Raw genomic sequence first — 25843 nt, forward strand, 5'->3', positions numbered from 1 at the left:
ACCTCACAGCGTTTTGATGATTTTTGCCGGGTTGCCCCCCACGACGACGTTAGCCGGGACGTCTTTCGTCACCACGGCGCCGGAGGCCACCACCACATTATCACCAATGGTGACGCCAGGGTTAATGACCGCCCGACCACCTATCCAGACGTTATTGCCAATGCTGACCGGTTTTCCAAACTCCACGCCGCTGTTGCGTTCCTCCGCGTCCAGCGGATGGGTTGCCGTATAAATATGAACACCCGGCGCGAGCATGCAGTTATCGCCAATATGAACGGGGCAGACGTCCAGCATTACGCAGTCGAAGTTAGCGTAAAAGTTTTTACCGAGATAAATGTTATATCCGTAGTCGCAGCGGAAGCTCGGTTCTATATATGCGCCTTCGCTTTTGCCCAGCAGTTCCGCCAGAATGTTCTGGCGTTCTGTTTTTTCATCAGGCGCGGTGTGGTTAAAGCGGTAAACCAGATGGCGGGCCCGCAGTCGGTCTGCCCGTAACGTCTCATCGCCGGGGCGGTAATGTTCACCGGCAATCATTTTCTGTTTTTCTAAGCTCATTGGAAACCTCGCTGGATGGGATTACCGCAGAGTAATCGGAACAGGCCAGGAGGGGAACGTTCCCGAAAAGCCGATGTGACTGGCGTCACAACATTGCTGCTGCTGAACGCGTTTTACATGGATACCTGGCCTGAGCACAGGGAGCATAACGGGATAGGTAAAAAACGGAGAACGTGGCGTAGAACTCTACAGACACTCTTCAACGATTAACGGACAAATTTCCATACAGATGTAGGGATTTTGTCATACAGCTTATTCATGGTCAGTTCAGCCAGACGATGGTCAGCGGCTGAATAAAATACCGCCAGTTCATTATCAGAAAGCTCGTATTTATTCTTTTCAATGACGCGCTCGAGCGTGTCGATTGACTGACAACGTCGTAAGCGCATCAAATAATCGATCTTTGTGAGTGGTTTATCAGACATAAATTCACCTTAGTAATTGTAATAATTTTAACAGGAAAGACTAACCGGGTTAGCTCTGCTCACGTTGATGAAACAGCGGAATAGCCGGTTTCCCGATTTACGCCATTTTTGCAAATCCTGGGCGTTAATGCCGTAACTGCTGAACAACATAAAGGTGTCGTCCAGGTATTCATCAATTTGCTCAATGAGCTTATTATCTTCATTGTACTTAATTTTATAATTAAGTGCGAAGGTTGCGATATGCTCTATCAGCTCATTCAACTGTAAATTGATGGCAGACGTTGGGTCGTTTACCCAGCCATGGTTGCTTTCATCAAGATTGGCAAGGCAGTCATGGTACAAGGATTCGCAGAGAAATTTCAACTGCGCGATATCATGCCTTTTTGGCGAGTACTCGTCCATAGCGCATCCCCTTTTGAGTGATTTCTTACTCACCGAACATCATTGTCGGGATGGATACAACTGACTTAGCTACATGAGCGCTGTGTTCCTGATAACCTAACTATAAGCCACTCCTTCCTGGATTTCACCGCGCTATTACGAAAAATTACAAATAAAACCGCAGACTGCGAGCATGTACGCAAAGGGGCATCCTGAACTCAACTTTGTTAACCCAATTAATGCGCGCGTTTTATCGCTTCCTTACGTTTCATTGGTTTAGCAAAAATGATGAGAAAAGTTCGGATTCAGTCTTTTCTTTGTAAGAACTTTTTATTAGGAATATTCCTAATCGCTTAAGCGGGGAAATGAAATTAAAAAAATCCTAAATTCACCGATTAAGTTATCAGTTAATTATGATATGTCTAATTAAGATGGCAGAAAATAAATAGAGCGACAATAAGCGTAATTTATGATTTTTTCTGAAAAAGAAAAAGGCCGCTAATGCGGCCTTTTTATCATGTGAAACCGGTATCAGTGAGGTTCTACCGAATGACTGTGTTCAACATCTTCATTCTTGCGGCTAAAGCGGCGGCGAACCACCACGAAGAACACCGGAACGAAGAAGATAGCCAGTACGGTCGCGGTAACCATGCCGCCCATCACACCCGTACCTACCGCGTTCTGCGCGCCGGAGCCTGCACCTGAGCTGATAACCAGCGGCAGTACGCCGAGGATAAACGCCAGTGACGTCATCAGGATTGGGCGCAGACGCATACGAACCGCCTCAAGCGTCGCCTCAATCAGGCCTTTACCCTCTTTCTCCATCAGATCTTTGGCGAATTCAACGATAAGTATCGCGTTCTTCGCCGACAGGCCAATGGTTGTCAGCAGGCCTACCTGGAAGTAAACGTCATTGGTCAGCCCGCGGAACGTTGCCGCAAGCAGCGCACCGATAACCCCGAGCGGTACCACCAGCATAACGGAGAACGGAATCGACCAGCTCTCATACAGTGCCGCCAGACACAGGAACACCACAATCAGTGAAATGGCGTACAGAGCAGGGGCCTGGTTTCCGGACAGACGTTCCTGATAGGACATGCCGGTCCAGTCATAGCCGATACCCGCAGGCAGTTTACTTGCCAGCTCTTCCATCAGGTTCATGGCTTCACCGGTGCTTCGGCCCGGCGCGGCCTGACCGAGGATCTCCATGGATGGCAGACCGTTATAGCGTTCCAGACGCGGCGAACCGTATTCCCAGCGTGACGTTGAGAATGCCGAGAATGGTACCATCTGGCCATTGCTGCCGCGCACGAACCAGCTGTTGATGTCGTTTGGCAGCATGCGGTACTGCGCCTCTGACATCACGTATACTTTCTTCACGCGACCGCGGTCGATGAAGTCGTTAACGTAGCTACCGCCCCAGGCCGCGCCCAGCGTGGTATTGATGTCGCTGATGGATACGCCCAGCGCCTGGGCTTTCTCCTGGTCGATATCGATTTTGTACTGCGGGGTATCTTCCAGGCCGTTTGGACGTACGCCGACCAGCAGGTCAGGGTGCTTGGCCACTTCGCCAAACAGCTGGTTACGCGCCTGCGTCAGTTTTTCGTGACCCAGACCGCCCTGGTCAATCAGCTGGAAGTCGAAGCCGGTCGCGGTACCCAGTTCAACAATCGCTGGCAGGTTAAAGGCGAAGACCATAGCATCCTTAATCTGCGAGAAGGTGCCCATTGCACGACCGGTAATGGCCTCAACTTTGTTCTCTTCGCCCGGACGTTCAGACCAGTCTTTCAGAGAAACGAAGGCGATACCGGTGTTCTGGCCACGACCCGCAAAGCCAAAGCCGTTAACCGCAAACACGGACTCAACGTTCGCTTTCTCTTTAGTAAGGTAGTAGTCCGTCACTTCATCCAGCACTTTCTGGGTACGCTCTTGCGAAGCACCTGCAGGAAGCTGCGCCATCGTCAGGAACACGCCCTGGTCTTCATCCGGCAGGAAAGAGCTTGGCAGACGAACGAACAGATAGGCCATGCCGACGACAATGATGATATAGAGCAGCAGGTAACGACCGGTGCTGCGCAGGATGTTGCCCACGCTGTCGGTGTAGTGGTGCGTGCTCTTATCAAACATGCGGTTAAACCAGCCGAAGAACCCTTTATGCTCGCCGTGACCGCCTTTCTGAATTGGCTTCAGCATGGTGGCACACAGCGCAGGCGTCAGGATCAACGCGACCAGCACCGACAGCGCCATCGCGGAAACGATGGTAATCGAGAACTGACGGTAAATTGCACCGGTTGAGCCCCCGAAGAAGGCCATCGGAATAAATACCGCCGACAGCACCATCGCGATACCGACCAGCGCGCCCTGGATCTGGCCCATTGACTTACGGGTCGCTTCCTTCGGCGGCAGACCTTCTTCCGCCATGACGCGCTCGACGTTCTCTACCACCACGATGGCGTCATCCACCAGCAGGCCGATGGCGAGCACCATCCCGAACATCGTCAGGGTGTTTATCGAGTAGCCGAATATCGACAGGATCGCAAAGGTCCCGAGCAGAACAACCGGCACGGCGATGGTTGGGATCAGCGTCGCGCGGAAGTTTTGCAGGAACAGGTACATTACCAGGAAGACGAGAATAATCGCCTCAACCAGGGTTTTAACCACTTCGTGAATCGAGATTTTAACAAACGGCGTGGTGTCGTACGGGTAAACGATTTTCAGACCTGACGGGAAGAAAGGTTCCATCTTCTTCAGCTCTGCGCGGATCGCCGTGGCGGTGTCCAGGGCGTTAGCGCCTGTCGCCAGTTTAATACCCAGACCGGAAGCCGGTTTACCGTTGAACTTCGCGATGATGTCGTAGTTCTCGCCGCCCAGCTCAACTTTCGCCACGTCGCGTAGGCGAACCTGCGAACCGTCCTGATTCACTTTCAGGAGAATTTTGCTGAACTCATCGGCAGAGGTCAGACGGGTCTGCGCGATGATCGAGGCGTTAAGCTGCTGGCCTTTCACCGGCGGCGTACCGCCTAACTGACCGGCTGCGACCTGGGCGTTTTGTGCTTTAATCGCGCTGATCACGTCAACCGGGGTCAGCTGGAAGTTGTTCAGCTTATTCGGATCCATCCAGATACGCATCGCGTACTGGGAACCGAACAGCTGCACGTCACCCACGCCGGAAGTACGGCTGATGGCGTCCTTCATGTTGGCGCCCACGTAGTCGGAAATATCCTCCTGCGTCATGGTGCCGTTGGTGTTGATAACGCCGACAACCATCAGGAAGCTGCTGGACGATTTCTCGACGCTCACCCCCTGCTGTTGTACTTCCTGCGGCAGCAGCGGCATCGCCAGCTGCAGTTTGTTCTGCACCTGAACCTGCGCAATGTCAGCATCCGTACCTGACTGGAAGGTCAGGGTGATCTGCACTGTACCGGTGGAGTCACTGTTTGAGGACATGTACATCAGGTTATCGATACCGTTCATGTTTTGTTCGATAACCTGGGTGACGGTGTCCTGTACCGTTTTCGCATCAGCCCCCGGGTAGGTTGCGGAGATGGTCACCGCCGGTGGCGCAATCGTTGGATATTGCGCGACAGGCAGCTTCAGGATCGCAAGTCCCCCGGCCAGCATGATGATAATGGCGATCACCCACGCAAATATGGGGCGATCGATAAAGAAATTAGGCATGTCTTAACGGCTCCTGTTTAAGTTAAGACTTGGTTTGTTCTGACTGGCCAGCGGCCGAAGCCTGTTGTTTATCGTCAGACTTCACTTCCTGTGCTTTAACCTGCGCGCCAGGACGAACTTTTTGCAAACCAGTAACAATCACGCGATCGCCATCTTTCAGACCTTCCGTCACAAGCCATTTATCGCCAATCGCCTGGGTGGCGGTGATATTGCGCGTTTCGACTTTGTCATCAGCCCCGACAACCAGCGCGCTCGCATCGCCGCGTGGCGTACGGGTCACACCCTGCTGTGGAACCAGAAGTGCGGTTGGGTTGGTACCTTCTTCCAGACGCGCGCGAACAAACATACCCGGCAGCAGATTTTTGTCAGGGTTCGGGAAAATCGCACGTAGGGTGATGGAACCGGTGGTCTGGTCAACCGTCACGTCAGAGAATTCCAGGGTACCTTCCTGCGGGAACTTGATGCCGTCGTTGGTAATCAGCTCCACTTTGGCTTTGCCGTTTTCCTGTTTCAGGGTGCCGTTAGCCAGCTCCTGTTTCAGGCGCAGGAAATCATTGCTGGACTGCGTCACGTCAACGTAGATCGGATCGAGCTGCTGCACGGTCGCCAGCGCGGTGGTCTGACCGTTCTGCACCAGTGCGCCTTCCGTGACGGAAGACTTACCAATACGACCGCTGATAGGGGAGGTCACTTTGGTATAGGCCAGGTTAATGCGCGCGGTTTCGACGGCCGCTTTCGCTGCCACTACGGCCGCGTTAGCCTGCTGTGCATCTGCCAGGGCGGTATCGTAATCCTGTTGGCTGATGTACTTAGTACCGAGCAGTTTCTGGTAGCGGTTCAGCGTCAGCTGGGCGATTTTGGCTGCGGCTTGCGCCTTCGCCAGGTCGCCTTTCGCGCTTTCATACGATGCCTGATAGGTTGCTGGATCAATCTGATACAGAGACTCACCGGCCTTCACATCACCGCCTTCGGTGAAGTTACGCTTCAGGATAATGCCGCTAACCTGAGGACGTACTTCCGCAATACGGTAAGCATTTGTCCGGCCTGGTAATTCGGTGGTGATTTGTAGAGGTTCAGATTTGAGCGTCACGACGCCTACTTCTGGCGCCTGCTGAGCTCCTTGTTGAGCCGGTTTGTCGTCACATCCTGTTAGCGCTAAGCTGCCTGAGAGCATCAGAACGACCGCCAGAGGCGTTAACCCTCTGTTTTTGTTCATATGTAAACCTCGAGTGTCCGATTTCAAATTGATCAAGGGTCCTGAGTCTAAAACCCATTGCTGCGTTTATATTATCGTCATGCTATGGTACATACATTCACAAATGTATGTAAATCTGACTCCTGTAAATTCACCCACCTATGGCACGAAAAACTAAACAACAAGCGCTTGAAACCCGACAACACATACTTGATGTGGCAATACGTTTGTTCTCGCAGCAGGGTGTTTCTTCTACCTCGCTGGCACAAATTGCTCAGGCTGCCGGTGTGACGCGGGGCGCGATTTACTGGCATTTTAAGGACAAGTCAGATCTGTTCAGTGAAATCTGGGAGCTTTCAGAGTCCAGCATTAGCGATCTCGAGAGTGAGTATCGGGCAAAATTCCCTGACGATCCACTCTCAGTATTAAGAGAAATATTAGTATATATCCTTGAAGCGACGGTAGTTGAAGAACGTCGCAGATTAATGATGGAAATTATTTATCATAAATGCGAGTTCGTGGGCGAAATGGCGGTGGTGCAGCAGGCGCAACGCAGCCTCAGCCTGGAAAGCTATGACCGTATCGAACAGAACCTCAATCAGTGCATGCAGGCCAAACTGCTCCCGGCCAACCTCATGACCCGTCGGGCGGCAATCCTGATGCGCAGCTACATTTCAGGCCTGATGGAAAACTGGCTTTTCGCGCCACAATCCTTTGATCTCAAAGAAGAAGCCCGCAGCTACGTGGCGATTTTACTGGAGATGCTGCAGCTCTGCCCCACGCTGCGCAACGACGCGCCTTCGCTAACGGCCTGATCCCTCTCCAGGATTTATCTCAGAGGGTAACGTTCGCGCTATTCTGCTTTCGGCGAGCGTGATATTCTTCACGCCGGACTATTTTCGGTCATCTTCTGACATCATTCACAACTATGCTGCCCATCAATCGCTCGCAACATCCTGTTTTTGCATTGCTCCTTGCGATGCTGTTTTTCTTCGCCACGGCGCCGCTGACCTGGGCCCGCGCCGATAACAGCAATGATATTCCCTCGCGCGCCGATGTTCAGTCGCAGCTCGACTCGCTGAACAAGCAAAAAGAGCTCTCGCCTCAGGAGAAACTCACCCAGCAGGATCTGACGGAAACGCTGGAAACGCTGGATAAAATTGAACGCGTCAAAGCTGAAACCACCCAGCTTCGCCAGAAGGTGGCGCAGGCTCCTGAAAACATGCGTAAAGCGACGGAATCGCTGAATGCCCTGAGTGACGTTGATAACGACGACGAAACGCGCAAAACGCTCGCCACGCTCTCCTTACGCCAGCTTGAGTCGCGCGTCGCACAACTGCTCGACGACCTGCAAACCGCGCAGTCCGATCTCGCCACCTATAACAGCCAGCTTGTCTCTCTGCAGACCCAGCCCGAGCGCGTGCAAAATGCGATGTACGCCGCGTCTCAGCAGCTGCAGCAGATCCGCAACCGCCTCAACGGCACAACGGTAGGAGAGGGAACGCTACGTCCGACGCAGCAAACCCTGCTGCTGGTTCAGCAGACCTTGCTCAACGCGCAGATTGATCAGCAGCGTAAAAGCCTGGAAGGGAATACGGTGCTGCAGGATACGCTGCAGAAGCAGCGTGATTACGTCACCGCGAACATTAACCGTCTGGAACACCAGCTTCAGCTGCTGCAGGAAGCGGTCAACAGCAAGCGCCTGACGCTAACGGAAAAAACCGCCCAGGAAGCCGTATCCCCTGACGAAACCGCCCGCATTCAGGCCAATCCGCTGGTGAAGCAGGAGCTTGAGGCCAACCACCAGCTTAGCCAGCGCCTGATACTGGCGACGGAAAACGGTAACTCGCTGGTTCAGCAAAATATCAAAGTGAAGAACTGGCTGGATCGCGCGCTGCAGGCGGAGCGCAACATCAAAGAGCAGATCGCGGTCCTGAAAGGCAGCCTCCTGCTGTCGCGTATTCTCTACCAGCAGCAGCAGACGCTCCCGTCCGCCGACGAGCTGGAGGACATGACCAACCGCATTGCGGATTTACGTCTGGAACAGTTTGACGTCAACCAGCAGCGCGATGCCCTTTTCCAGAGCGATACCTTTGTCGCCAAAATTGAGGAAGGGCATTCCAGCGACGTGAATCCGGAAGTGCACGACGCGCTGCTCCAGGTTGTCGATATGCGTCGCGAGCTGCTGGACCAGCTCAACAAACAGCTGGGTAACCAGCTGATGATGGCCATCAACCTGCAGATCAACCAGCAGCAGCTGGTGAGCGTCTCGAAAAGCCTGCAGGAGATCCTGACCCAGCAGATTTTCTGGGTGAACAGCAACAAGCCGATGGACTGGGACTGGATTAAATCCTTCCCTGAGACGCTGAAAACGCAGATCAAGAGCATGAAAATTACCGTGAACTGGGAGAAAGCCTGGCCTGCGGTAATGATTGCTTTGCTGGCCGGTTTACCGCTGCTTCTCATTGCGGGGATGATTCGCTGGCGTTTGAAATGGCTTAAACAGTACCAGGCGAAGCTGGCCTCCGAAGTGGGTCAGCTGCGCAATGACAGCCAGCTCCATACGCCAAAAGCGATTCTGATCGACCTGATTCGCGCCCTGCCGGTGTGCCTGATTATTCTGGCCGTGGGCCTGATTCTGCTCACCATGCAGCTCAACGTCAGCGATCTGCTGTGGGCGTTCAGCAAAAAACTGGCAGTGTTCTGGCTGGTGTTTGGCCTGTGCTGGAAGGTGCTGGAAAAAGACGGCGTGGCGGTGCGTCATTTCAACATGCCGGCGCAGCTGACCAGCCACTGGCGGCGTCAGATTGTGCGCATCAGCCTGGCGCTCCTGCCGCTGCACTTCTGGTCAGTTGTCTCCGAGCTTTCCCCGCTGCATCTGATGGATGACGTGCTGGGCCAGCTGGTCATCCTGCTGAACCTGCTGCTGATTGCGATCCTGATGTGGCCGATGTGCCGCGACAGCTGGCGTGATAAAGAGTCCCACAATATTCGCCTGGCCACCGTGACGGTGCTGGCGATCATTCCGCTGGCGCTGATGGTGCTGACGGCAACGGGCTACTTCTATACCACGCTGCGCCTGTCCGGGCGCTGGATTGAAACGGTCTATCTGGTGATCGTCTGGAACCTGCTCTATCAGACCGTGCTGCGCGGCCTGAGCGTGGCGGCCCGCCGTATTGCCTATCGCCGCGCCATCGCGCGTCGTCAGCATCAGGTGAAAGAGGGGGCCGAGGGCGCGGAGCCGCAGGAAGAGCCGACCATCGCGCTGGAACAGGTTAACCAGCAGACGCTGCGCATCACCATGCTGGTGATGATCGCCCTGTTTGCCGTGATGTTCTGGGCTATCTGGTCCGATCTTATTACCGTTTTCGCCTATCTCGACAGTATTACGCTCTGGCAATACAACGGAACCGAAGCGGGCGCGGCGGTCATGAAAAGCGTGACCATGGGCAGCCTGCTGTTTGCGCTGGTGTCGTCGGTGGTGGCTTGGGCGCTGATTCGCAACCTGCCGGGCCTGCTTGAAGTGCTGCTCCTGTCGCGTCTGAATCTTCGCCAGGGGGCGTCGTACGCCATTACCACGATCCTTAACTACGTCATCATTATTGTTGGGGCGATGACGGTATTCGGTTCGCTGGGCGTCTCGTGGGATAAACTGCAGTGGCTGGCGGCGGCCCTGTCGGTCGGTCTGGGTTTTGGCCTGCAGGAGATCTTCGGTAACTTCGTGTCCGGCCTGATCATCCTGTTCGAACGCCCGGTGCGTATCGGCGATACCGTTACCATCGGCACGTTCTCGGGAACGGTCAGCAAGATCCGCATTCGTGCCACCACGATTACCGATTTCGATCGCAAAGAGGTGATCATCCCGAACAAGGCGTTTGTGACCGAGCGTCTGATCAACTGGTCGCTTTCCGACACGGTGACGCGCGTGGTGATCCGCCTGGGCGTAGCCTATGGATCGGATCTGGATAAGGTGAAAGAGGTGCTGCTCAAGGCGGCGTCTGAGCATCCGAAAGTGATGCACGATCCGGCTCCGGCGGTCTTCTTCACCACCTTTGGCGCGAGCACGCTGGATCACGAGCTGCGTTTATACGTGCGCGAGCTGCGCGACCGCAGCTACACGGTGGATGAGCTGAACCGCTCTATCGATCGCCTGTGTCGTGAAAACGATATCAATATCGCCTTCAACCAGCTTGAGGTTCACCTGCGCAACGAGAAAGGTGATGAGCATACGGAAGTGAAGCGCGAGATTAAGGGTGATGACCCTCACCCTAACCCTCTCCCTTGAAGGGAGAGGGAATAATCTGGTGCGGTCTGCTTTTGCTTTTACCCTCTCCCCTCAGGGGAGAGGGCCGGGGTGAGGGGGAAGTTTCCCCTCAAAATCCCGCCGCACAATCTCCAGCGCCTTCAGCACCGTCTCCGTCGGGATCTCATGATTCTCCAGCAGCATAATCAAATCGACGGCCAGCTTGACCTCATCGGGTGCATTTTCCAGTGACATGGGTGTGGCTCCTGTTAGCGGGTCAAACGTCCAATGACGCGTTCAATCTCGTCCAGCGCCTGACGGCAGCGGACGATGCGTCCTTCCAGCGCGCTAATCTCGCGCATCAACAGCTGCTGCTCTTCCAGCGTTTCGCTGTTGTTCAGCCGCACTTCGCGCTCGCGCTTCATCTCAAACAGTCGGCGCTCAAACTCCTGGTTCTCCAGCCGCTTGCGCTGCCATTTGCCGAGCCCCGGCGAGGCGCTGTCCCAGGCGCGCAGCGGCCAGGCGGCGATTTCGCGATGCAGGGCGATGATCTGCTCGGTGAGATGCTCGGCAAGCCACGCCACCTGTTCCTGCTGTTTATTCTCAACCGCATGGCTAAGCTCGTCGAGGTTGGTCTGCGCTTCGGCAAGGTAATCCTGAAATACGGTGCTGCGGGTGCGAAAAAGCTGCCGGTCAAAGCGCGGTTTCAGCGTGGCGTGCCCCATCAGCGGCGTCGCCTGCGCCCGCAGAGCAATCAGCTGATTTTGCAGCTTCTCAAGAAGCAGTGCTGTTTTCAAGACGCTCTCCAGTGGTAAAGTAGCCGTTCAGTTTGATAACGATTCGCATTATGCAGCGTACTATTTTAATCATCATTGGCTGGCTGGCGGTAGTGCTGGGCACGCTGGGCGTGGTTTTGCCCCTGCTGCCGACCACGCCGTTTATCCTGCTGGCGGCCTGGTGCTTCGCCCGCTCGTCTCCGCGCTTTCACCACTGGCTGCTCTATCGCTCATGGTTTGGCGGCTATCTGCGGCACTGGCAACAGCACCGGGCCATGCCGCCCGGGGCGAAGCCGCGCGCGATCGCGGTGATCCTCATCACCTTCGCCATTTCATTATGGCTGGTGAAAATGATGTGGGTGCGGATCCTGCTGCTGGTCATCCTGACCTGCCTGCTTATCTTCATGTGGCGGATCCCCGTGGTTGATGAAAAGCAACAAAAGCACTGAAGCCTCATAATGGCTGTTGCAATTATTGCGTACAGCCAGTAAATTCGACCGTTTTCGAGCACAGGCGCGCCTGGTTAAAGGTTAAACAATTGTTGCCTTTACCCACTACGTTGCGCGCCGTGAGTAACACTGTTTCATTTAGGCACAAACCGATGACCGCAACTGCACAGCAGCTTGAATATCTGAAAAACAGCATCAAAAGCATCCAGGACTATCCAAAGCCTGGCATTCTTTTCCGTGATGTCACCAGCTTGCTGGAAGACCCGAAAGCGTACGCGCTCAGCATTGAACTGCTGGTCGAGCGTTATAAAAACGCCGGGATCACCAAAGTAGTAGGTACCGAAGCCCGTGGCTTCCTGTTCGGCGCACCGGTTGCGCTGGCGATGGGCGTGGGTTTTGTGCCGGTGCGTAAGCCGCGCAAGCTGCCGCGCGAAACCATCGCAGAAAGCTACGAGCTGGAGTACGGCACCGATCAGCTTGAGATCCACGTTGACGCGATCAAGCCTGGCGACAAAGTGCTGGTGGTGGACGATCTGCTGGCAACCGGCGGCACCATTGAAGCGACCGTGAAGCTGATCCGCCGTCTGGGTGGGGAAGTGACCGACGCGGCCTTCATCATCAACCTGTTCGATCTCGGCGGTGAACAGCGTCTGGAAAAACAGGGCATCACCAGCTACAGCCTGGTGCCTTTCCCGGGTCATTAATCCCGGTTTTCACAACCTCGCTCAATGGGTGAGGTTGTGATAGCATTCCCCTCCATAAATTCACCTTCCAGCGTTGCAGAGCCTGCCCATGAGTTATCAGGTGTTAGCCCGTAAATGGCGACCACAAACCTTTGCTGACGTTGTCGGTCAGGAACATGTGCTGACGGCCCTGGCGAACGGCTTGTCGCTAGGTCGCATCCATCACGCCTATCTTTTCTCCGGCACCCGCGGCGTCGGCAAGACCTCTATTGCCCGTTTGCTGGCAAAAGGTCTCAACTGCGAAACCGGGATCACCGCCACGCCGTGCGGCGTGTGCGATAACTGCCGGGAGATCGAGCAGGGGCGTTTTGTCGATCTGATCGAGATCGACGCCGCCTCGCGCACCAAAGTGGAAGATACCCGCGATCTGCTCGACAACGTGCAGTACGCCCCGGCGCGTGGCCGCTTCAAGGTCTACCTGATCGATGAAGTGCACATGCTGTCGCGCCACAGCTTCAACGCCCTGCTGAAAACGCTGGAAGAGCCGCCCGCGCACGTGAAGTTCCTGCTGGCGACCACCGATCCGCAAAAGCTGCCGGTCACCATTTTGTCACGCTGCCTGCAGTTCCATCTGAAGGCGCTGGATGTCGAACAGATCCGCGCGCAGCTTGAGCACATTCTTGATGAAGAGAAGATTGTCCACGAACCGCGCGCCCTGCAGCTGCTGGCCCGCGCGGCGGACGGCAGCCTGCGCGATGCGCTAAGCCTGACCGACCAGGCGATTGCCAGCGGTGACGGCAAGCTCTCCACCGAGGCGGTCAGCACCATGCTCGGCACGCTGGATGACGATCAGGCGCTGTCGCTTATCGAAGCGATGATTGCCGCTAACGGTGAACGCGTGATGTCGCAGGTGAACGCGGCCGCTGCCCGCGGTATTGAGTGGGAAGGGCTGCTGGTTGAAATGCTCAGCCTGCTGCACCGCGTGGCGATGCTCCAGCTTTCTCCGTCGGCGATTGGCGCGGATATGGCCGCCATTGAACAGCGGATGCGCGAGCTTGCCCGCACCGTGCCGCCTGCCGACGTGCAGCTTTACTACCAGACGCTGCTGATTGGCCGCAAAGAGCTGCCGTTTGCCCCGGATCCGCGTATGGGCGTAGAAATGACGCTGCTGCGCGCGCTGGCGTTCCACCCGCGCATGCCGCTGCCGGAGCCGGACGTGCCGCGCCAGTCATTTGCCCCGGTCGCCCCGACGGCGGTGATGTCGCCGCAGCAGGTGCCTCAGCAGCCGACGCCGCCACCGCAGCAAAACGTGCCGCTGTCGGATGCCACCAGTTCGGTGCTTGCCGCGCGCAGCCAGCTGCAGCGTGCGCAGGGAGTAACCAAACCAAAAAAGAGTGAACCGGCAGCGCCAGGAAGAGCGCGGCCGGTGAACAACGCCGCGCTTGAACGACTGGCCTCGGTAACGGAGCGCGTACAGTCGCGTCCGGCACCGTCCGCGCTCGAGCAGAAAGCCCCGGTGAAAGAAGAGGCTTACCGCTGGAAGGCGACCACCGTTGTCGACACGGTGAAGGAAGAGGTCGCCACGCCGAAAGCGCTGAAAAAGGCGCTGGAGCATGAGAAAACGCCGGAGCTTTCCGCAAAGCTTGCCGAAGAGTCCATTGCGCGCGACGCCTGGGCCGCCGAGGTCAGCAAACTCCAGCTGCCGAAGCTGGTTGAGCAGGTTGCGCTGAACGCCTGGAAAGAGCAGGACGGCAATCAGGTGCGTCTGCACCTGCGCCCGGGTCAACGGCACCTTAATTCCCCTGGCGCGCAAAAGGTGCTGGCCGAGGCGCTCGCCGCTTTACAGGGTGCGCCGGTTGAATTGACTATCATTGAAGATGATAATCCGACAGTGAAAACGCCGCTCGAGTGGCGCCAGGCCATTTATGAAGAGAAGCTCGCGCAGGCGCGCGAGGCGATTATTGCGGATAACAACATTCAGACCCTGCGCCGGTTCTTCGACGCCGATCTGGATGAAGAGAGTATTCGCCCCATTTGATCGTGAGTCTGACTTACGGTTGTAATCCTTAAACGTGAAAGAAGAGAGAAGCCTATGTTTGGTGGAAAAGGCGGTCTGGGTGGCCTGATGAAGCAGGCTCAGCAGATGCAGGAAAAAATGCAGAAGATGCAGGAAGAGATCGCTCAGCTGGAAGTCACGGGTGAGTCCGGTGCCGGTCTGGTCAAGGTGACCATCAACGGCGCGCACAACTGCCGTCGCGTGGAAATCGACCCGAGCCTGCTCGAAGACGACAAAGAGATGCTGGAAGATCTGGTTGCTGCCGCGTTTAACGATGCCGCTCGCCGTATCGACGAAACCCAGAAAGAGAAAATGGCCTCCGTTTCCAGCGGCATGCAGCTGCCGCCGGGCTTCAAGATGCCGTTCTGATGCAAACCAGTCCGCTGCTCACGCAGTTAATGGAAGCACTGCGCTGCCTGCCGGGCGTTGGCCCGAAGTCGGCGCAGCGCATGGCGTTTACGCTATTGCAGCGCGACCGCAGCGGCGGGATGCGCCTGGCGCAGGCTTTGACCCGCGCCATGTCGGAAATTGGTCACTGTGCGGATTGCCGCACCTTTACCGAGCAGGACGTGTGTAACATCTGTACGAACCCGCGCCGTCAGGAAAACGGCCAGATTTGCGTGGTGGAGAGTCCGGCGGATATCTACGCCATCGAACAAACCGGGCAGTTTTCCGGCCGCTACTTCGTGCTGATGGGGCATCTCTCCCCGCTGGACGGTATTGGCCCTGATGATATCGGTCTTGACCGCCTTGAACAGCGTCTTGAGTCCGAAACCATCAAGGAGGTGATCCTCGCCACCAATCCGACGGTGGAAGGGGAGGCAACCGCCAACTACATCGCCGAGCTGTGCGCGCAGTACGGCGTTGACGCCAGCCGCATCGCCCATGGCGTGCCGGTGGGCGGCGAGCTGGAAATGGTCGACGGCACCACGCTGTCGCACTCTCTGGCCGGACGTCACAAGATTATTTTCTGACCAAACGGAGGCTGCGCGCGCGGCCTCCGCTTGAAAATTCCCCCCCTTATCCCCATCTCTCACTCAACGTTTTACAACCCCATTAAATGGCATTGTTGAGGTCGACTTAGATGAAAGGACAAGAAACCCGTGGTTTCCAGTCAGAAGTAAAACAGCTTCTGCACCTGATGATCCATTCCCTGTATTCCAACAAAGAAATCTTCCTGCGTGAGCTGATTTCCAACGCCTCGGACGCGGCGGACAAGCTGCGCTTCCGCGCGCTGTCTAACCCGGATCTGTACGAAGGCGACGGCGAGCTGCGCGTGCGCGTCTCGTTCAACAAAGAGAACCGCACTCTGACCATCGCCGATAACGGTATCGGGATGAACCGCGACGAGGTGATTGACCACCTCGGCACCATCGCCAAATCCGGCACCAAAGCGTTCCTCGAGTCCATGGGCTCTGACCAGGCGAAAGACAGCCAGCTCATCGGCCAGTTCGGCGTCGGTTTCTACTCGGCGTTCATAGTGGCGGACAAAGTCACCGTGCGCACCCGCGCGGCGGGCGACAGCGCGGAGAACGGCGTGCTGTGGGAATCTAAAGGGGAAGGTGAGTACACCGTTGATGACATCACCAAAGCGGATCGCGGCACCGAGATCACTCTTCACCTGCGTGAAGGCGAAGACGATTTCCTGAACGACTGGCGCGTGCGCTCCATCATCAGCAAATATTCCGACCACATTGCCCTGCCGGTTGAGATTGAAAAACAGGAAGAGAAAGACGGTGAAACCGTCGTTTCCTGGGAGAAAATCAACAAGGCGCAGGCGCTGTGGACGCGCAACAAGTCTGAAATTAAAGACGACGAGTACAACGAATTCTACAAGCACATCGCCCACGACTTTACCGACCCGCTGACCTGGAGCCACAACCGTGTGGAAGGTAAGCAGGAGTACACCAGCCTGCTGTACATCCCGGCACAGGCGCCGTGGGACATGTGGAACCGCGATCACAAGCACGGCCTGAAGCTGTACGTGCAGCGCGTGTTCATCATGGACGACGCCGAGCAGTTCATGCCGAACTACCTGCGCTTTGTGCGCGGTCTGATAGACTCCAACGATCTGCCGCTGAACGTCTCGCGTGAAATTCTGCAGGACAGCACCGTCACCCGTAACCTGCGCAACGCCCTGACCAAACGCGCGCTGCAGATGCTGGAAAAACTGGCGAAGGACGATGCGGAAAAATACCAGACCTTCTGGAAACAGTTCGGCCTGGTGCTGAAGGAAGGCCCGGCAGAAGACACCGCGAACGTTGAAACCATCGCTAAACTGCTGCGCTTCGCCTCTACGCACGCCGACTCCTCCGCGCAGACCGTGTCGCTGGAAGAGTACGTCTCCCGCATGAAGGAAGGGCAGGAGAAGATCTACTACATCACCGCCGACAGCTACGCCGCGGCGAAGAGCAGCCCGCACCTGGAGCTGCTGCGTAAGAAAGGCATCGAAGTGCTGCTGCTGTCCGACCGCATCGACGAGTGGATGATGAACTACCTGACCGAGTTCGACGGTAAGGCGTTCCAGTCCGTAGCCAAAGCGGACGAGTCCATCGACAAGCTGGCGGATGAAGTGGACGAAAGCGCGAAAGAAGCCGAGAAGGCGCTGGAGCCGTTCGTTGAGCGCGTCAAAACCCTGCTGGGCGATCGCGTGAAAGAGGTACGCTTCACGCACCGCCTGACGGATACCCCGGCGATTGTCACCACCGATGCTGACGAAATGAGCACCCAGATGGCGAAGCTGTTCGCCGCCGCGGGCCAGGCGATGCCGGAAGTGAAATATATCTTTGAGCTTAATCCGGATCATCCGCTGGTGAAACGCGCGGCGGATACCCAGGACGACGCCCGCTTTGCCGAGTGGGTTGAGCTGCTGCTGGATCAGTCCCTGCTGGCCGAGCGCGGCACGCTGGAAGATCCTAACCTGTTCATTAAACGTGTGAATACGCTGCTTCTGGCGTAACTCAACACCTGCCCCTCACCCTGCCCTCTCCCCAAAGGGGAGAGGGTATAATCGTCCCCTCTCCCCTTTGGGGAGAGGGATAGGGTGAGGGGGAATCAACCGCACTTACCCAAATTATCTCCCCCCGTTAACCGTTTCAGCCTTCCCGCCTTCCTTGAGCGATGCCCGTTCTGGTGGTATTGTTTAGCGCTTTTGAAAAATTGAAACGACATTTGAGGGGATTTTCGCAATGCGTATTATTCTGCTTGGCGCTCCGGGCGCGGGTAAAGGAACTCAGGCTCAGTTCATCATGGAGAAATACGGTATTCCGCAAATCTCCACCGGTGATATGCTGCGCGCCGCTGTGAAATCTGGCTCCGAGCTGGGTAAACAGGCGAAAGACATCATGGATGCAGGCAAGCTGGTAACCGACGAGCTGGTGATTGCTCTGGTTAAAGAGCGCATTGCTCAGGAAGACTGCCGTAACGGTTTCCTGCTGGACGGCTTCCCACGCACCATTCCTCAGGCTGACGCCATGAAGGAAGCGGGCATCAACGTGGACTACGTTCTGGAGTTCGACGTGCCGGACGAGCTGATCGTTGACCGCATCGTTGGCCGTCGCGTACACGCTGCTTCTGGCCGCGTTTACCACATCAAATTCAACCCGCCTAAGGTTGAAGGCAAAGACGACGTGACCGGCGAAGAGCTGACCACCCGTAAAGACGATCAGGAAGAGACCGTGCGCAAGCGCCTGGTGGAATACCATCAGATGACCGCGCCGCTGATCGGCTACTACACCAAAGAAGCGCAGGCGGGTAACACCAAATACGCTAAAGTCGACGGCACCAAAGCCGTGGCCGACGTACGTGCAGAGCTGGAAAAAATCCTCGGCTAATTGCGCGCCTCTCACCCGGACCCCCGGGTGAGAAATATTCTCATCTTGCCTATTACAGCAATGGGTTTCGTTTAAACGCATTTCCGCTACAATTGACAACCTATCAAATGGTTAAGAGGCGTGAATGAGTCAGGCGAAAACCGGCATCCTGCTTGCCAATCTGGGCACTCCAGAAGCACCTACATCAGACGCGGTAAAACGCTACCTGCGACAATTTTTAAGCGACACGCGCGTCGTGGATTTTCCACGGCTGCTGTGGTGGCCGCTGCTGCGTGGCGTCATTCTGCCGATTCGTTCGCCGCGCGTCGCCAAACTCTATCAGTCCGTCTGGATGGAGGAGGGCTCGCCGCTGATGGTCTACAGCCGTCGCCAGGAAAAAGCGCTGGCTGCCCGCCTGCCGGATACGCCCGTCGCGCTAGGCATGAGCTACGGCAAACCGTCCCTGGAAAGCGCGGTAGAATCCTTGCTGGCGCAGGGCGTGGACCACATCGTCGTGCTGGCGCTCTATCCGCAGTACTCCTGCTCGACGGTGGCCGCCGTCTGGGACGAGCTGGCGCGCATTCTGGCGACCCGTCGCCGCATTCCGGGCGTGACCTTTATTCGTGATTACGCCGATAACGATCTCTACATCAACGCGCTTGCCAACAGCGCCCGCGCGTCGTTTGAAAAGCACGGCGAGCCGGATCTGCTGCTGCTCTCCTATCACGGGATCCCGCAGCGTTTCGCTAACGAAGGGGATGATTATCCGCAGCGCTGCCGCGATACCACCCGCGAACTGGTTTCCGCCCTCGGCCTGCCGCCGGAAAAGGTGATGATGACCTTCCAGTCGCGCTTCGGCCGCGAGCCGTGGCTGACGCCGTACACCGATGAAACCCTCAAAATGCTCGGTGAGAAGGGCGTGAAGCACATTCAGGTGATGTCGCCGGGCTTCTCGGCAGACTGTCTGGAAACGCTGGAGGAGATCGCGGTGCAAAACCGGGAATTTTTCCTTGAGGCTGGCGGCGAAAAGTACGAGTACATTCCGGCGCTTAACGACTCGCCCGAGCATATCGACATGATGGTCTCGCTGGTCACGAACAGCCGCTGATCGCACTCGGGGCCGGGTTTGTGCTACCATTCCCGGCCCATATTCTTCGCACAGTTCAGACCATGAAATTTCCCGGTAAACGCAAATCCAAACACTACTTTCCCGTCGATGCCCGCGATCCGCTCCTGCAGCAAATCCAGCCAGAAAATGAAACCAGCGCGGCGTGGGTCGTCGGTATCGACCAGACGCTGGTGGACATTGAAGCGAAAGTGGATGACGCGTTTGTCGCCCGCTACGGTCTGAGCGCCGGGCACTCGCTGGTGATTGAGGACGACGTCGCCGAAGCGCTGTACCAGGAGCTGGTGCGCGAAAATCTGATTACCCATCAGTTCGCCGGCGGCACCATCGGCAATACCATGCATAACTACTCCGTGCTGGCAGACGACCGCTCGGTGCTGCTCGGCGTGATGTGCAGCAACATTGAAATCGGCGGCTATGCCTACCGCTATCTCTGCAACACCTCCAGCCGTACCGATCTTAACTACCTTCAGGGCGTTGACGGGCCGATTGGACGCTGCTTTACGCTGATCGGGGAATCCGGCGAGCGTACCTTTGCCATCAGCCCGGGTCACATGAACAAGCTGCGCGCCGAGAGTATTCCGGAAGAGGTCATCGCGGGCGCCTCGGCGCTGGTATTGACCTCCTACCTGGTGCGCTGCAAGCCCGGCGAGCCGATGCCGGAAGCGACCATGAAGGCGATTGAGTACGCCAAAAAGTACGATGTGCCGGTGGTACTCACGCTGGGCACCAAATTCGTGATTGCCGATAACCCAGAATGGTGGCAGGCCTTCCTGAAAGAGCACGTCTCGATTCTGGCGATGAACGAAGAAGAGGCCGAAGCGCTGACCGGCGAAAGCGATCCGCTGCTGGCGTCTGACAAAGCGCTGGACTGGGTAGATCTGGTGCTCTGCACCGCCGGCCCGGTTGGGCTGTATATGGCAGGCTTCACGGAAGAAGAGAGTAAACGCAAAACCCAGCACCCGCTGCTGCCGGGCGCGATCGCCGAGTTCAACCAGTACGAGTTCAGCCGCGGCATGCGCTACAAAGATTGCGTGAATCCGCTGCGGATCTACTCCCACATCGCCCCGTATATGGGCGGACCGGAGAAGATCATGAACACCAACGGCGCGGGCGACGGCGCGCTGGCCGCGCTGCTGCACGACATCACCGCGAACGCCTACCACAAAACCAACGTGCCGAACTCCAGCAAGCACAAGTTCAGCTGGCTGACCTATTCGTCGCTGGCGCAGGTGTGTAAGTACGCGAACCGCGTGAGCTATCAGGTGCTGAACCAGCATTCCCCGCGCTTAACGCGTGGCCTGCCGGAACGGGAAGACAGCCTCGAAGAGGCTTATTGGGACAGGTAAACCCCTCACCCTAACCCTCTCCCCTATGGGGAGAGGGAACTTGAACACCCTCTCCCCATAGGGGAGAGGGCTGGGGTGAGGGGACCAGACCGCACAAAACCTACCCCGTCACCGCCTCTTCAACCGGCGGTTTCTCCAGCAGCGTCAGCATGGTATTTGCAATCTCGCGTTCACCCATTACCACCTTATCCGCACCGCGCTCGGTAATGTACTCCACCTCGTCGTCATAGTGCGCCCGGGCGATAATCTCAATCGTTGGGCACTTCGCGCGCGCGGAGGCCACGATCTCACCCGCTTCATAGCCGTTCGGTATGGTCAGCAGCAGCCAGCGGGCGCAGTCCAGATGCGCCAGATTCATGATCTCTTCGTTCGCCGCGTTGCCCAGCACCGCGCGGATACCGCGCTCGCGCAGCTCGTCGACGCGGGTGCGTGAGGTTTCAATCACCACCAGCGGAATGCCCTGCGCCATCAGCTTCTCGCCGAGCAGGCTGCCCACGCGGCCAAAGCCGACCAGCAGGGCGTGATTGCAAATATCGACCGGGATCTGCTTCTCCTCTTCGATGGCTTCTTCCAGCGTCTGTTCTTCCAGCGTCTCGGTTTTATCGAGGTATTTTTCCAGCAGGGCAAACAGCACCGGGTTCAGCATAATCGACAGGATCGCCCCTGCCAGCACCAGGTTTTGTCCGGCCTGGGGCAGCAGGTTCAGGGCCATGCCCAGACCGGCGAGAATAAAGGCGAATTCGCCAATCTGCGCCAGGCTGGCGGCGATGGTCAGCGCCGTGCGCGGGGAGTGGCCGAACATTCGCACCAGGAAGAAGGCGGCGAGCGACTTACCAAAGATGATGATCGCCAGCGTGCCCAGCACGGCCAGCGGTTGATGAATCAGGACCATTGGGTCAAACAGCATGCCGACGGAGACGAAGAACAGTACGGCAAACGCATCGCGCAGCGGCAGCGTGTCGTGCGCCGCGCGGTGGCTCAGCTCGGATTCGTTCAGCACCATCCCGGCGAAGAACGCGCCCAGGGCAAAGGAAACGTCAAACAGCTCAACGGCACCGAAGGCGATACCCAGCGCCAGCGCAAGAACGGAAAGCGTAAACAGCTCGCGCGAGCCGGTCGCCGCGCTGCGGGACATGATCCACGGCACCAGACGGCGTCCTACCAGCATCATGATGGCGATAAACGCCACCACCTTACCGATGGTAATGCTCATATCCAGCGCCAGCGAGGCAAAGCCGACGTTGTCTTTTTCTATCATCCCGGCGACGGCGGGCAGCAGCACCAGCGTCAGCACCATGACAAGGTCTTCAACAATCAGCCAGCCAATCGCGATCTGCCCGCGCTGGCTGTCAATCAGCTGTCTCTCCTCAAGCGCGCGCAGCAGCACCACGGTACTGGCGGTTGAGAGACACAGCCCAAATACGATACCGGTCATTAGTGACCAGCCCAGCACCGCCGAAAGCGCCATCCCCAGCAGCGTCGCCACCCCTATCTGGGCGATCGCTCCCGGTATGGCAATCGACTTTACCGCCATCAAATCCTTCAGGGAAAAATGCAGGCCGACGCCAAACATCAGCAGAATCACGCCTAATTCCGCCAGCTCAGGGGCCAGTTTGGTATCCGCGACGAAGCCCGGCGTGAACGGTCCCGCCAGGACACCTGCCAGCAGATAGCCGACAAGAGGAGAAATACGCAGTTTATTGGCAATCATGCCGAGGATAAAAGCGAGCACAAGTCCACCAACAATGGTGGTGATAAGCGGTGTGGCGTGGTGCATTCCGTCTCCTTTCGCGGTGAGTGTTCCATTTTTGGCGTGAATACCAAAAGACCAAGTAATAGTTTATGACAATTTTTGCCCTTATGTTTATGAATAATTGTTGAAGTTTGAATAAAACGGCAATATGCGCGTAAAAAAGCGCATATTGATAAATTCAGGTCAGGGATGGAGAGGAAACCCTTATGGCATAAGGGTGGCAGGTAGCCAAAGTTTTACTTTGGCTACCCGTAATTCACGCTTTGTGACGGTTATCAGGCAGGAATATGGTCAACATCCCCAGAAGCGGCAGGAAAGCACAGATTTTGTAAACCAGGAAGATGCTGGTGTGATCCGCAACCATCCCCAGCACCGCTGCACCAAGCCCGCCCATGCCGAAGGCAAAACCGAAAAAAAGTCCGGAAACCATACCGATACGGCCGGGCAGCAGCTCCTGGGCATAGACCAGAATGGCGGAAAACGCGGAGGCGAGGATGAAACCAATAATCACGGTTAAAATTCCCGTCCATTCGAGGCTGGCGTACGGCAAAATGAGGGTAAAGGGCGCCACGCCGAGGATAGAGCCCCAAATCACGTATTTACGCCCAATCTTATCCCCCACAGGCCCGCCAATGACCGTGCCGGCGGCGACGGCGAACAGGAAGGCAAACAGGTGGAACTGCGCGTTTTGCACCGATAATCCGAATTTTTGCATCAGATAAAAGGTGTAATAGCTGCTGATGCTCGCCATATAGAAGTATTTCGAGAAAATCAGCACCAGCAGCACCGAAACGGCCAGGATAACCTTATTGCGCGGGAGGGGATTGATAACCTTCGCTTTAGGTTTCCCTTTGTTTACCCGATGCTGCGCGGCATACCAGCGGCTGATCTGCGCCAGCACGATAATCGCCAGTAGCGCGGCCAGCACAAACCACGCCACGTTGCCTTTGCCGTACGGGGCGATAATCACCGCCGCCAGCAGCGGGCCGAGGGAACTGCCGAAGTTACCGCCGACCTGGAAAAGCGACTGCGCCAGCCCGTGACGCCCCCCTGAAGCCATACGCGCCACGCGCGAGGACTCAGGGTGGAAGACGGACGAGCCGGTGCCCACCAGCGCGGCGGCAATCAGCACGGCTTCAAAACTCCCGGCCATGGCCAGCAGCACCAGCCCGCTTAGGGTAAAGCACATGCCGATCGGCAATGACCACGGCATCGGGTATTTATCCGTCCAGTAGCCCACCACCGGCTGCAGCAGCGAGGAAGCCAGCTGGAAGGTCAGGGTGATCGTCCCGATCTGCACGAAGGTTAACGAAAACTCGGCCTGCAGCAGCGGATAAATAGCCAGAATCAACGACTGGATCATGTCGTTGAGCAGGTGCGAAAGGCTGATTGCGCCTAATACTTTAAAGGAGGTGCGCGATTTTGGCGACGACGCCGGGGTTGATTCACTGATTGCCATAGAGAGAAGTACCACGTCTATTGTTATTAGAGATGCAGGGCGTAATTATTATCCGACTAACATACCCGCCTGCGACATTTGAAGAAAGTCGCAATTATGAAAACTTATTTGTCTATTATTGTGAGTCACTGTAATTTCTGCCTTTGTCTATGGGTCAGGGAGAGAGAAGATGAAGTTAATGAAGCGAGGCGTCGCGCTGGCGCTCATCGCGGCGTGGGGGCTGGTAAGCCTGCCCGCGCAGGCGTATGAAAAAGACAAAACCTATAAAATCACCATTCTGCACACCAACGATCACCACGGTCATTTCTGGCGCAGTGAGTACGGCGAATATGGCCTGTCGGCGCAAAAAACGCTGGTGGACGGCATTCGCAAAGAGGTGGCGGCCCAGGGCGGCAGCGTGCTGTTGCTCTCAGGTGGCGATATCAACACCGGCGTACCGGAATCTGATTTACAGGACGCCGAGCCGGATTTCCGCGGCATGAACCTGATTGGCTACGACGCGATGGCCGTGGGTAACCATGAGTTCGATAACCCGCTGACGGTGCTGCGTCAGCAGGAAAAATGGGCCAAATTCCCGTTCCTTTCCGCCAACATTTACCAGAAAAGCACCGGCGAACGGCTGTTTAAACCCTGGGCGCTGTTTAAGCGTCAGGATCTGAAGATCGCGGTGATTGGCTTAACCACCGACGATACGGCAAAAATCGGCAACCCTGAGTTCTTCACCGATATCGAATTCCGCAAGCCGGCAGACGAAGCGAAGCTGGTGATTCAGGAGCTGCAGCAAAACGAAAAGCCGGACGTGATTATCGCCACCACGCACATGGGGCACTACGACAACGGCGAGCACGGCTCTAACGCACCGGGCGACGTGGAGATGGCGCGCAGCCTGCCTGCGGGCTCGCTGGCGATGATTGTGGGCGGTCACTCACAGGATCCGGTCTGCATGGCCTCGGAGAACAAAAAGCAGGTGGACTACGTGCCGGGCACGCCGTGCGCGCCGGACCGTCAGAACGGTATCTGGATTGTGCAGGCGCACGAGTGGGGCAAATACGTGGGCCGGGCGGACTTTGAGTTCCGTAACGGCGAGATGAAGCTGGTGCACTATCAGCTCATTCCGGTCAACCTGAAGAAGAAAGTGACCTATCCGGACGGGAAAAGTGAGCGCGTACTTTACACGCCAGAGATCGCTGAAAACCAGCAGATGCTCTCCCTCCTGACGCCGTTCCAGAACAAAGGCAAGGCGCAGCTGGACGTGAAAATCGGCACGCTGAACGGTCGTCTGGAGGGGGACCGCAGTAAGGTTCGCTTCGTGCAGACCAACATGGGTCATCTGGTGCTGGCGGCGCAGATGGCGCGCACCGGCGCGGACTTTGGCGTGATGAGCGGGGGCGGCATTCGTGACTCTATCGAAGGTGGAAACATCGCCTATAAGGACGTCCTGAAGGTGCAGCCGTTCGGTAACGTGGTGGTCTATGCCGACATGAGCGGGAAAGAGGTTATTGACTACCTGACCGCCGTGGCGCAGATGAAGCCGGATTCCGGAGCCTATCCGCAGTTTGCCAACGTCAGCTTTGTGGCGAAAGACGGCAAGCTTAACGATCTTAAGATCAAAGGCGAACCGGTCGACCCGGCCAAAACCTACCGTCTGGCGACGTTAAGCTTTAACGCCACCGGCGGCGACGGCTATCCGCATCTCGATAACAAACCGGGCTACGTGAATACCGGCTTTATCGACGCGGAAGTGCTGAAGCAGTTTATCGAGCAGAATTCGCCGATTGACGTGAACGCGTATGAGCCGAAAGGTGAGGTGAGCTGGCAGTAGCGTTGTGCGGCCTGATGCCCTTGTATGTTTAAAGTCACTTCAGTTACCCGTCAACAGACGGGTAAACTGTCACTGAGTTTG

At 56.6% G+C, this 25843-nt stretch carries 21 protein-coding genes and 1 other annotated feature; of the genes, 12 read left to right on the forward strand and 9 right to left on the reverse strand.

Translation table 11 applies throughout. The features are described 5' to 3' along the window. Positions 1-3 precede the first annotated feature (3 nt). From maa to acrA, 5 genes are all read right to left on the reverse strand, one after another. Positions 4-555 carry a maltose O-acetyltransferase gene (maa, locus tag L6R44_RS22635; protein ID WP_237425484.1) on the reverse strand — a complete coding sequence of 184 codons (552 nt, stop codon included), beginning with the start codon at positions 553-555 and terminating at the stop codon, positions 4-6. Between the two features lie 206 nt (positions 556-761). Continuing rightward, positions 762-980 carry an HHA domain-containing protein gene (locus tag L6R44_RS22640; RefSeq protein ID WP_008499287.1) on the reverse strand — a complete coding sequence of 73 codons (219 nt, stop codon included), beginning with the start codon at positions 978-980 and terminating at the stop codon, positions 762-764. A 27-nt stretch (positions 981-1007) separates the two neighbouring features. Next, entirely contained in the window at positions 1008-1382 is a 375-nt protein-coding gene (gene tomB / locus L6R44_RS22645) for an Hha toxicity modulator TomB (protein ID WP_020885187.1), read from the reverse strand. 510 nt (positions 1383-1892) lie between these two features. Continuing rightward, positions 1893-5039 (reverse strand): multidrug efflux RND transporter permease subunit AcrB, encoded by a 3147-nt coding sequence (gene acrB / locus L6R44_RS22650; protein ID WP_237425485.1) that lies wholly within the window; start codon positions 5037-5039, stop codon positions 1893-1895. 22 nt (positions 5040-5061) lie between these two features. Further along, on the reverse strand, positions 5062-6255 hold the full coding sequence (gene acrA, locus L6R44_RS22655) for a multidrug efflux RND transporter periplasmic adaptor subunit AcrA (protein WP_023310601.1): 1194 nt from the start codon (positions 6253-6255) through the stop codon (positions 5062-5064). 140 nt (positions 6256-6395) lie between these two features. Here acrA and acrR point away from each other — a divergent pair, with 140 nt between their 5' ends. Both acrR and mscK read left to right on the forward strand, forming a co-directional pair. Then, positions 6396-7049, forward strand: coding sequence for a multidrug efflux transporter transcriptional repressor AcrR (gene acrR, locus L6R44_RS22660; protein ID WP_032638545.1), 654 nt, complete (start codon positions 6396-6398; stop codon positions 7047-7049). 113 nt (positions 7050-7162) lie between these two features. Then, a complete protein-coding gene (gene mscK, locus L6R44_RS22665; protein ID WP_237425486.1) occupies positions 7163-10519 on the forward strand; it encodes a mechanosensitive channel MscK in 3357 nt (1118 codons plus the stop codon). 51 nt (positions 10520-10570) lie between these two features. Here the strand turns inward: mscK and rsmS are convergent, their stop codons facing one another. Together rsmS and priC are read right to left on the reverse strand one after the other, a co-directional pair. Next, entirely contained in the window at positions 10571-10732 is a 162-nt protein-coding gene (gene rsmS, locus L6R44_RS22670) for a pleiotropic regulatory protein RsmS (RefSeq protein WP_237425487.1), read from the reverse strand. A gap of 14 nt (positions 10733-10746) precedes the next feature. Continuing rightward, on the reverse strand, positions 10747-11274 hold the full coding sequence (gene priC / locus L6R44_RS22675) for a primosomal replication protein N'' (RefSeq protein WP_237425488.1): 528 nt from the start codon (positions 11272-11274) through the stop codon (positions 10747-10749). A 50-nt stretch (positions 11275-11324) separates the two neighbouring features. Here priC and L6R44_RS22680 point away from each other — a divergent pair, with 50 nt between their 5' ends. The 9 genes from L6R44_RS22680 (at position 11325) to L6R44_RS22720 (ending at position 20728) form a co-directional block, all read left to right on the forward strand. Further along, a complete protein-coding gene (locus L6R44_RS22680) occupies positions 11325-11702 on the forward strand; it encodes a DUF454 family protein (protein ID WP_032638552.1) in 378 nt (125 codons plus the stop codon). Between the two features lie 152 nt (positions 11703-11854). Then, positions 11855-12406, forward strand: coding sequence for an adenine phosphoribosyltransferase (gene apt, locus L6R44_RS22685; RefSeq protein WP_000127359.1), 552 nt, complete (start codon positions 11855-11857; stop codon positions 12404-12406). Between the two features lie 88 nt (positions 12407-12494). Further along, entirely contained in the window at positions 12495-14423 is a 1929-nt protein-coding gene (gene dnaX, locus L6R44_RS22690) for a DNA polymerase III subunit gamma/tau (RefSeq protein ID WP_237425489.1), read from the forward strand. Then, positions 13753-13817: a sequence feature (DnaX frameshifting element), on the forward strand. It overlaps the preceding gene by 65 nt. 54 nt (positions 14424-14477) lie before the next feature. Continuing rightward, positions 14478-14810, forward strand: coding sequence for a YbaB/EbfC family nucleoid-associated protein (locus L6R44_RS22695; protein ID WP_003858972.1), 333 nt, complete (start codon positions 14478-14480; stop codon positions 14808-14810). Beyond that, positions 14810-15415, forward strand: a complete 606-nt coding sequence (recR, locus tag L6R44_RS22700; RefSeq protein WP_006809843.1) for a recombination mediator RecR — start codon at positions 14810-14812, stop codon at positions 15413-15415. Before L6R44_RS22695 ends, recR begins: the two co-directional genes overlap by 1 nt. Positions 15416-15525: 110 nt before the next feature. Continuing rightward, on the forward strand, positions 15526-17400 hold the full coding sequence (gene htpG, locus L6R44_RS22705; RefSeq protein ID WP_237425490.1) for a molecular chaperone HtpG: 1875 nt from the start codon (positions 15526-15528) through the stop codon (positions 17398-17400). A 229-nt stretch (positions 17401-17629) separates the two neighbouring features. Continuing rightward, the gene (adk, locus tag L6R44_RS22710) at positions 17630-18274 is read left to right on the forward strand and encodes an adenylate kinase (RefSeq protein WP_006809841.1); all 645 of its coding nucleotides are present in this window, start codon (positions 17630-17632) and stop codon (positions 18272-18274) included. A gap of 124 nt (positions 18275-18398) precedes the next feature. Further along, entirely contained in the window at positions 18399-19361 is a 963-nt protein-coding gene (gene hemH, locus L6R44_RS22715; protein ID WP_032638560.1) for a ferrochelatase, read from the forward strand. 62 nt (positions 19362-19423) lie between these two features. Beyond that, entirely contained in the window at positions 19424-20728 is a 1305-nt protein-coding gene (locus L6R44_RS22720) for an inosine/guanosine kinase (protein ID WP_047716279.1), read from the forward strand. Positions 20729-20828: 100 nt separating this feature from the next. Here the strand turns inward: L6R44_RS22720 and ybaL are convergent, their stop codons facing one another. Then, entirely contained in the window at positions 20829-22505 is a 1677-nt protein-coding gene (ybaL, locus tag L6R44_RS22725; protein WP_032638567.1) for a YbaL family putative K(+) efflux transporter, read from the reverse strand. A 232-nt stretch (positions 22506-22737) separates the two neighbouring features. Next, the gene (locus L6R44_RS22730; protein ID WP_237425491.1) at positions 22738-23940 is read right to left on the reverse strand and encodes an MFS transporter; all 1203 of its coding nucleotides are present in this window, start codon (positions 23938-23940) and stop codon (positions 22738-22740) included. A gap of 169 nt (positions 23941-24109) precedes the next feature. Between L6R44_RS22730 and ushA the strand changes: the two genes are divergently transcribed. After that, positions 24110-25762: a bifunctional UDP-sugar hydrolase/5'-nucleotidase UshA gene (gene ushA, locus L6R44_RS22735; RefSeq protein ID WP_237425492.1), complete on the forward strand. Its 1653-nt coding sequence runs from the start codon at positions 24110-24112 to the stop codon at positions 25760-25762. Positions 25763-25843 lie beyond the last annotated feature (81 nt).

Origin of the sequence: Enterobacter cloacae complex sp. ECC445, assembly GCF_021892025.1 — a bacterium.
GTDB lineage: Bacteria > Pseudomonadota > Gammaproteobacteria > Enterobacterales > Enterobacteriaceae > Enterobacter > Enterobacter chengduensis.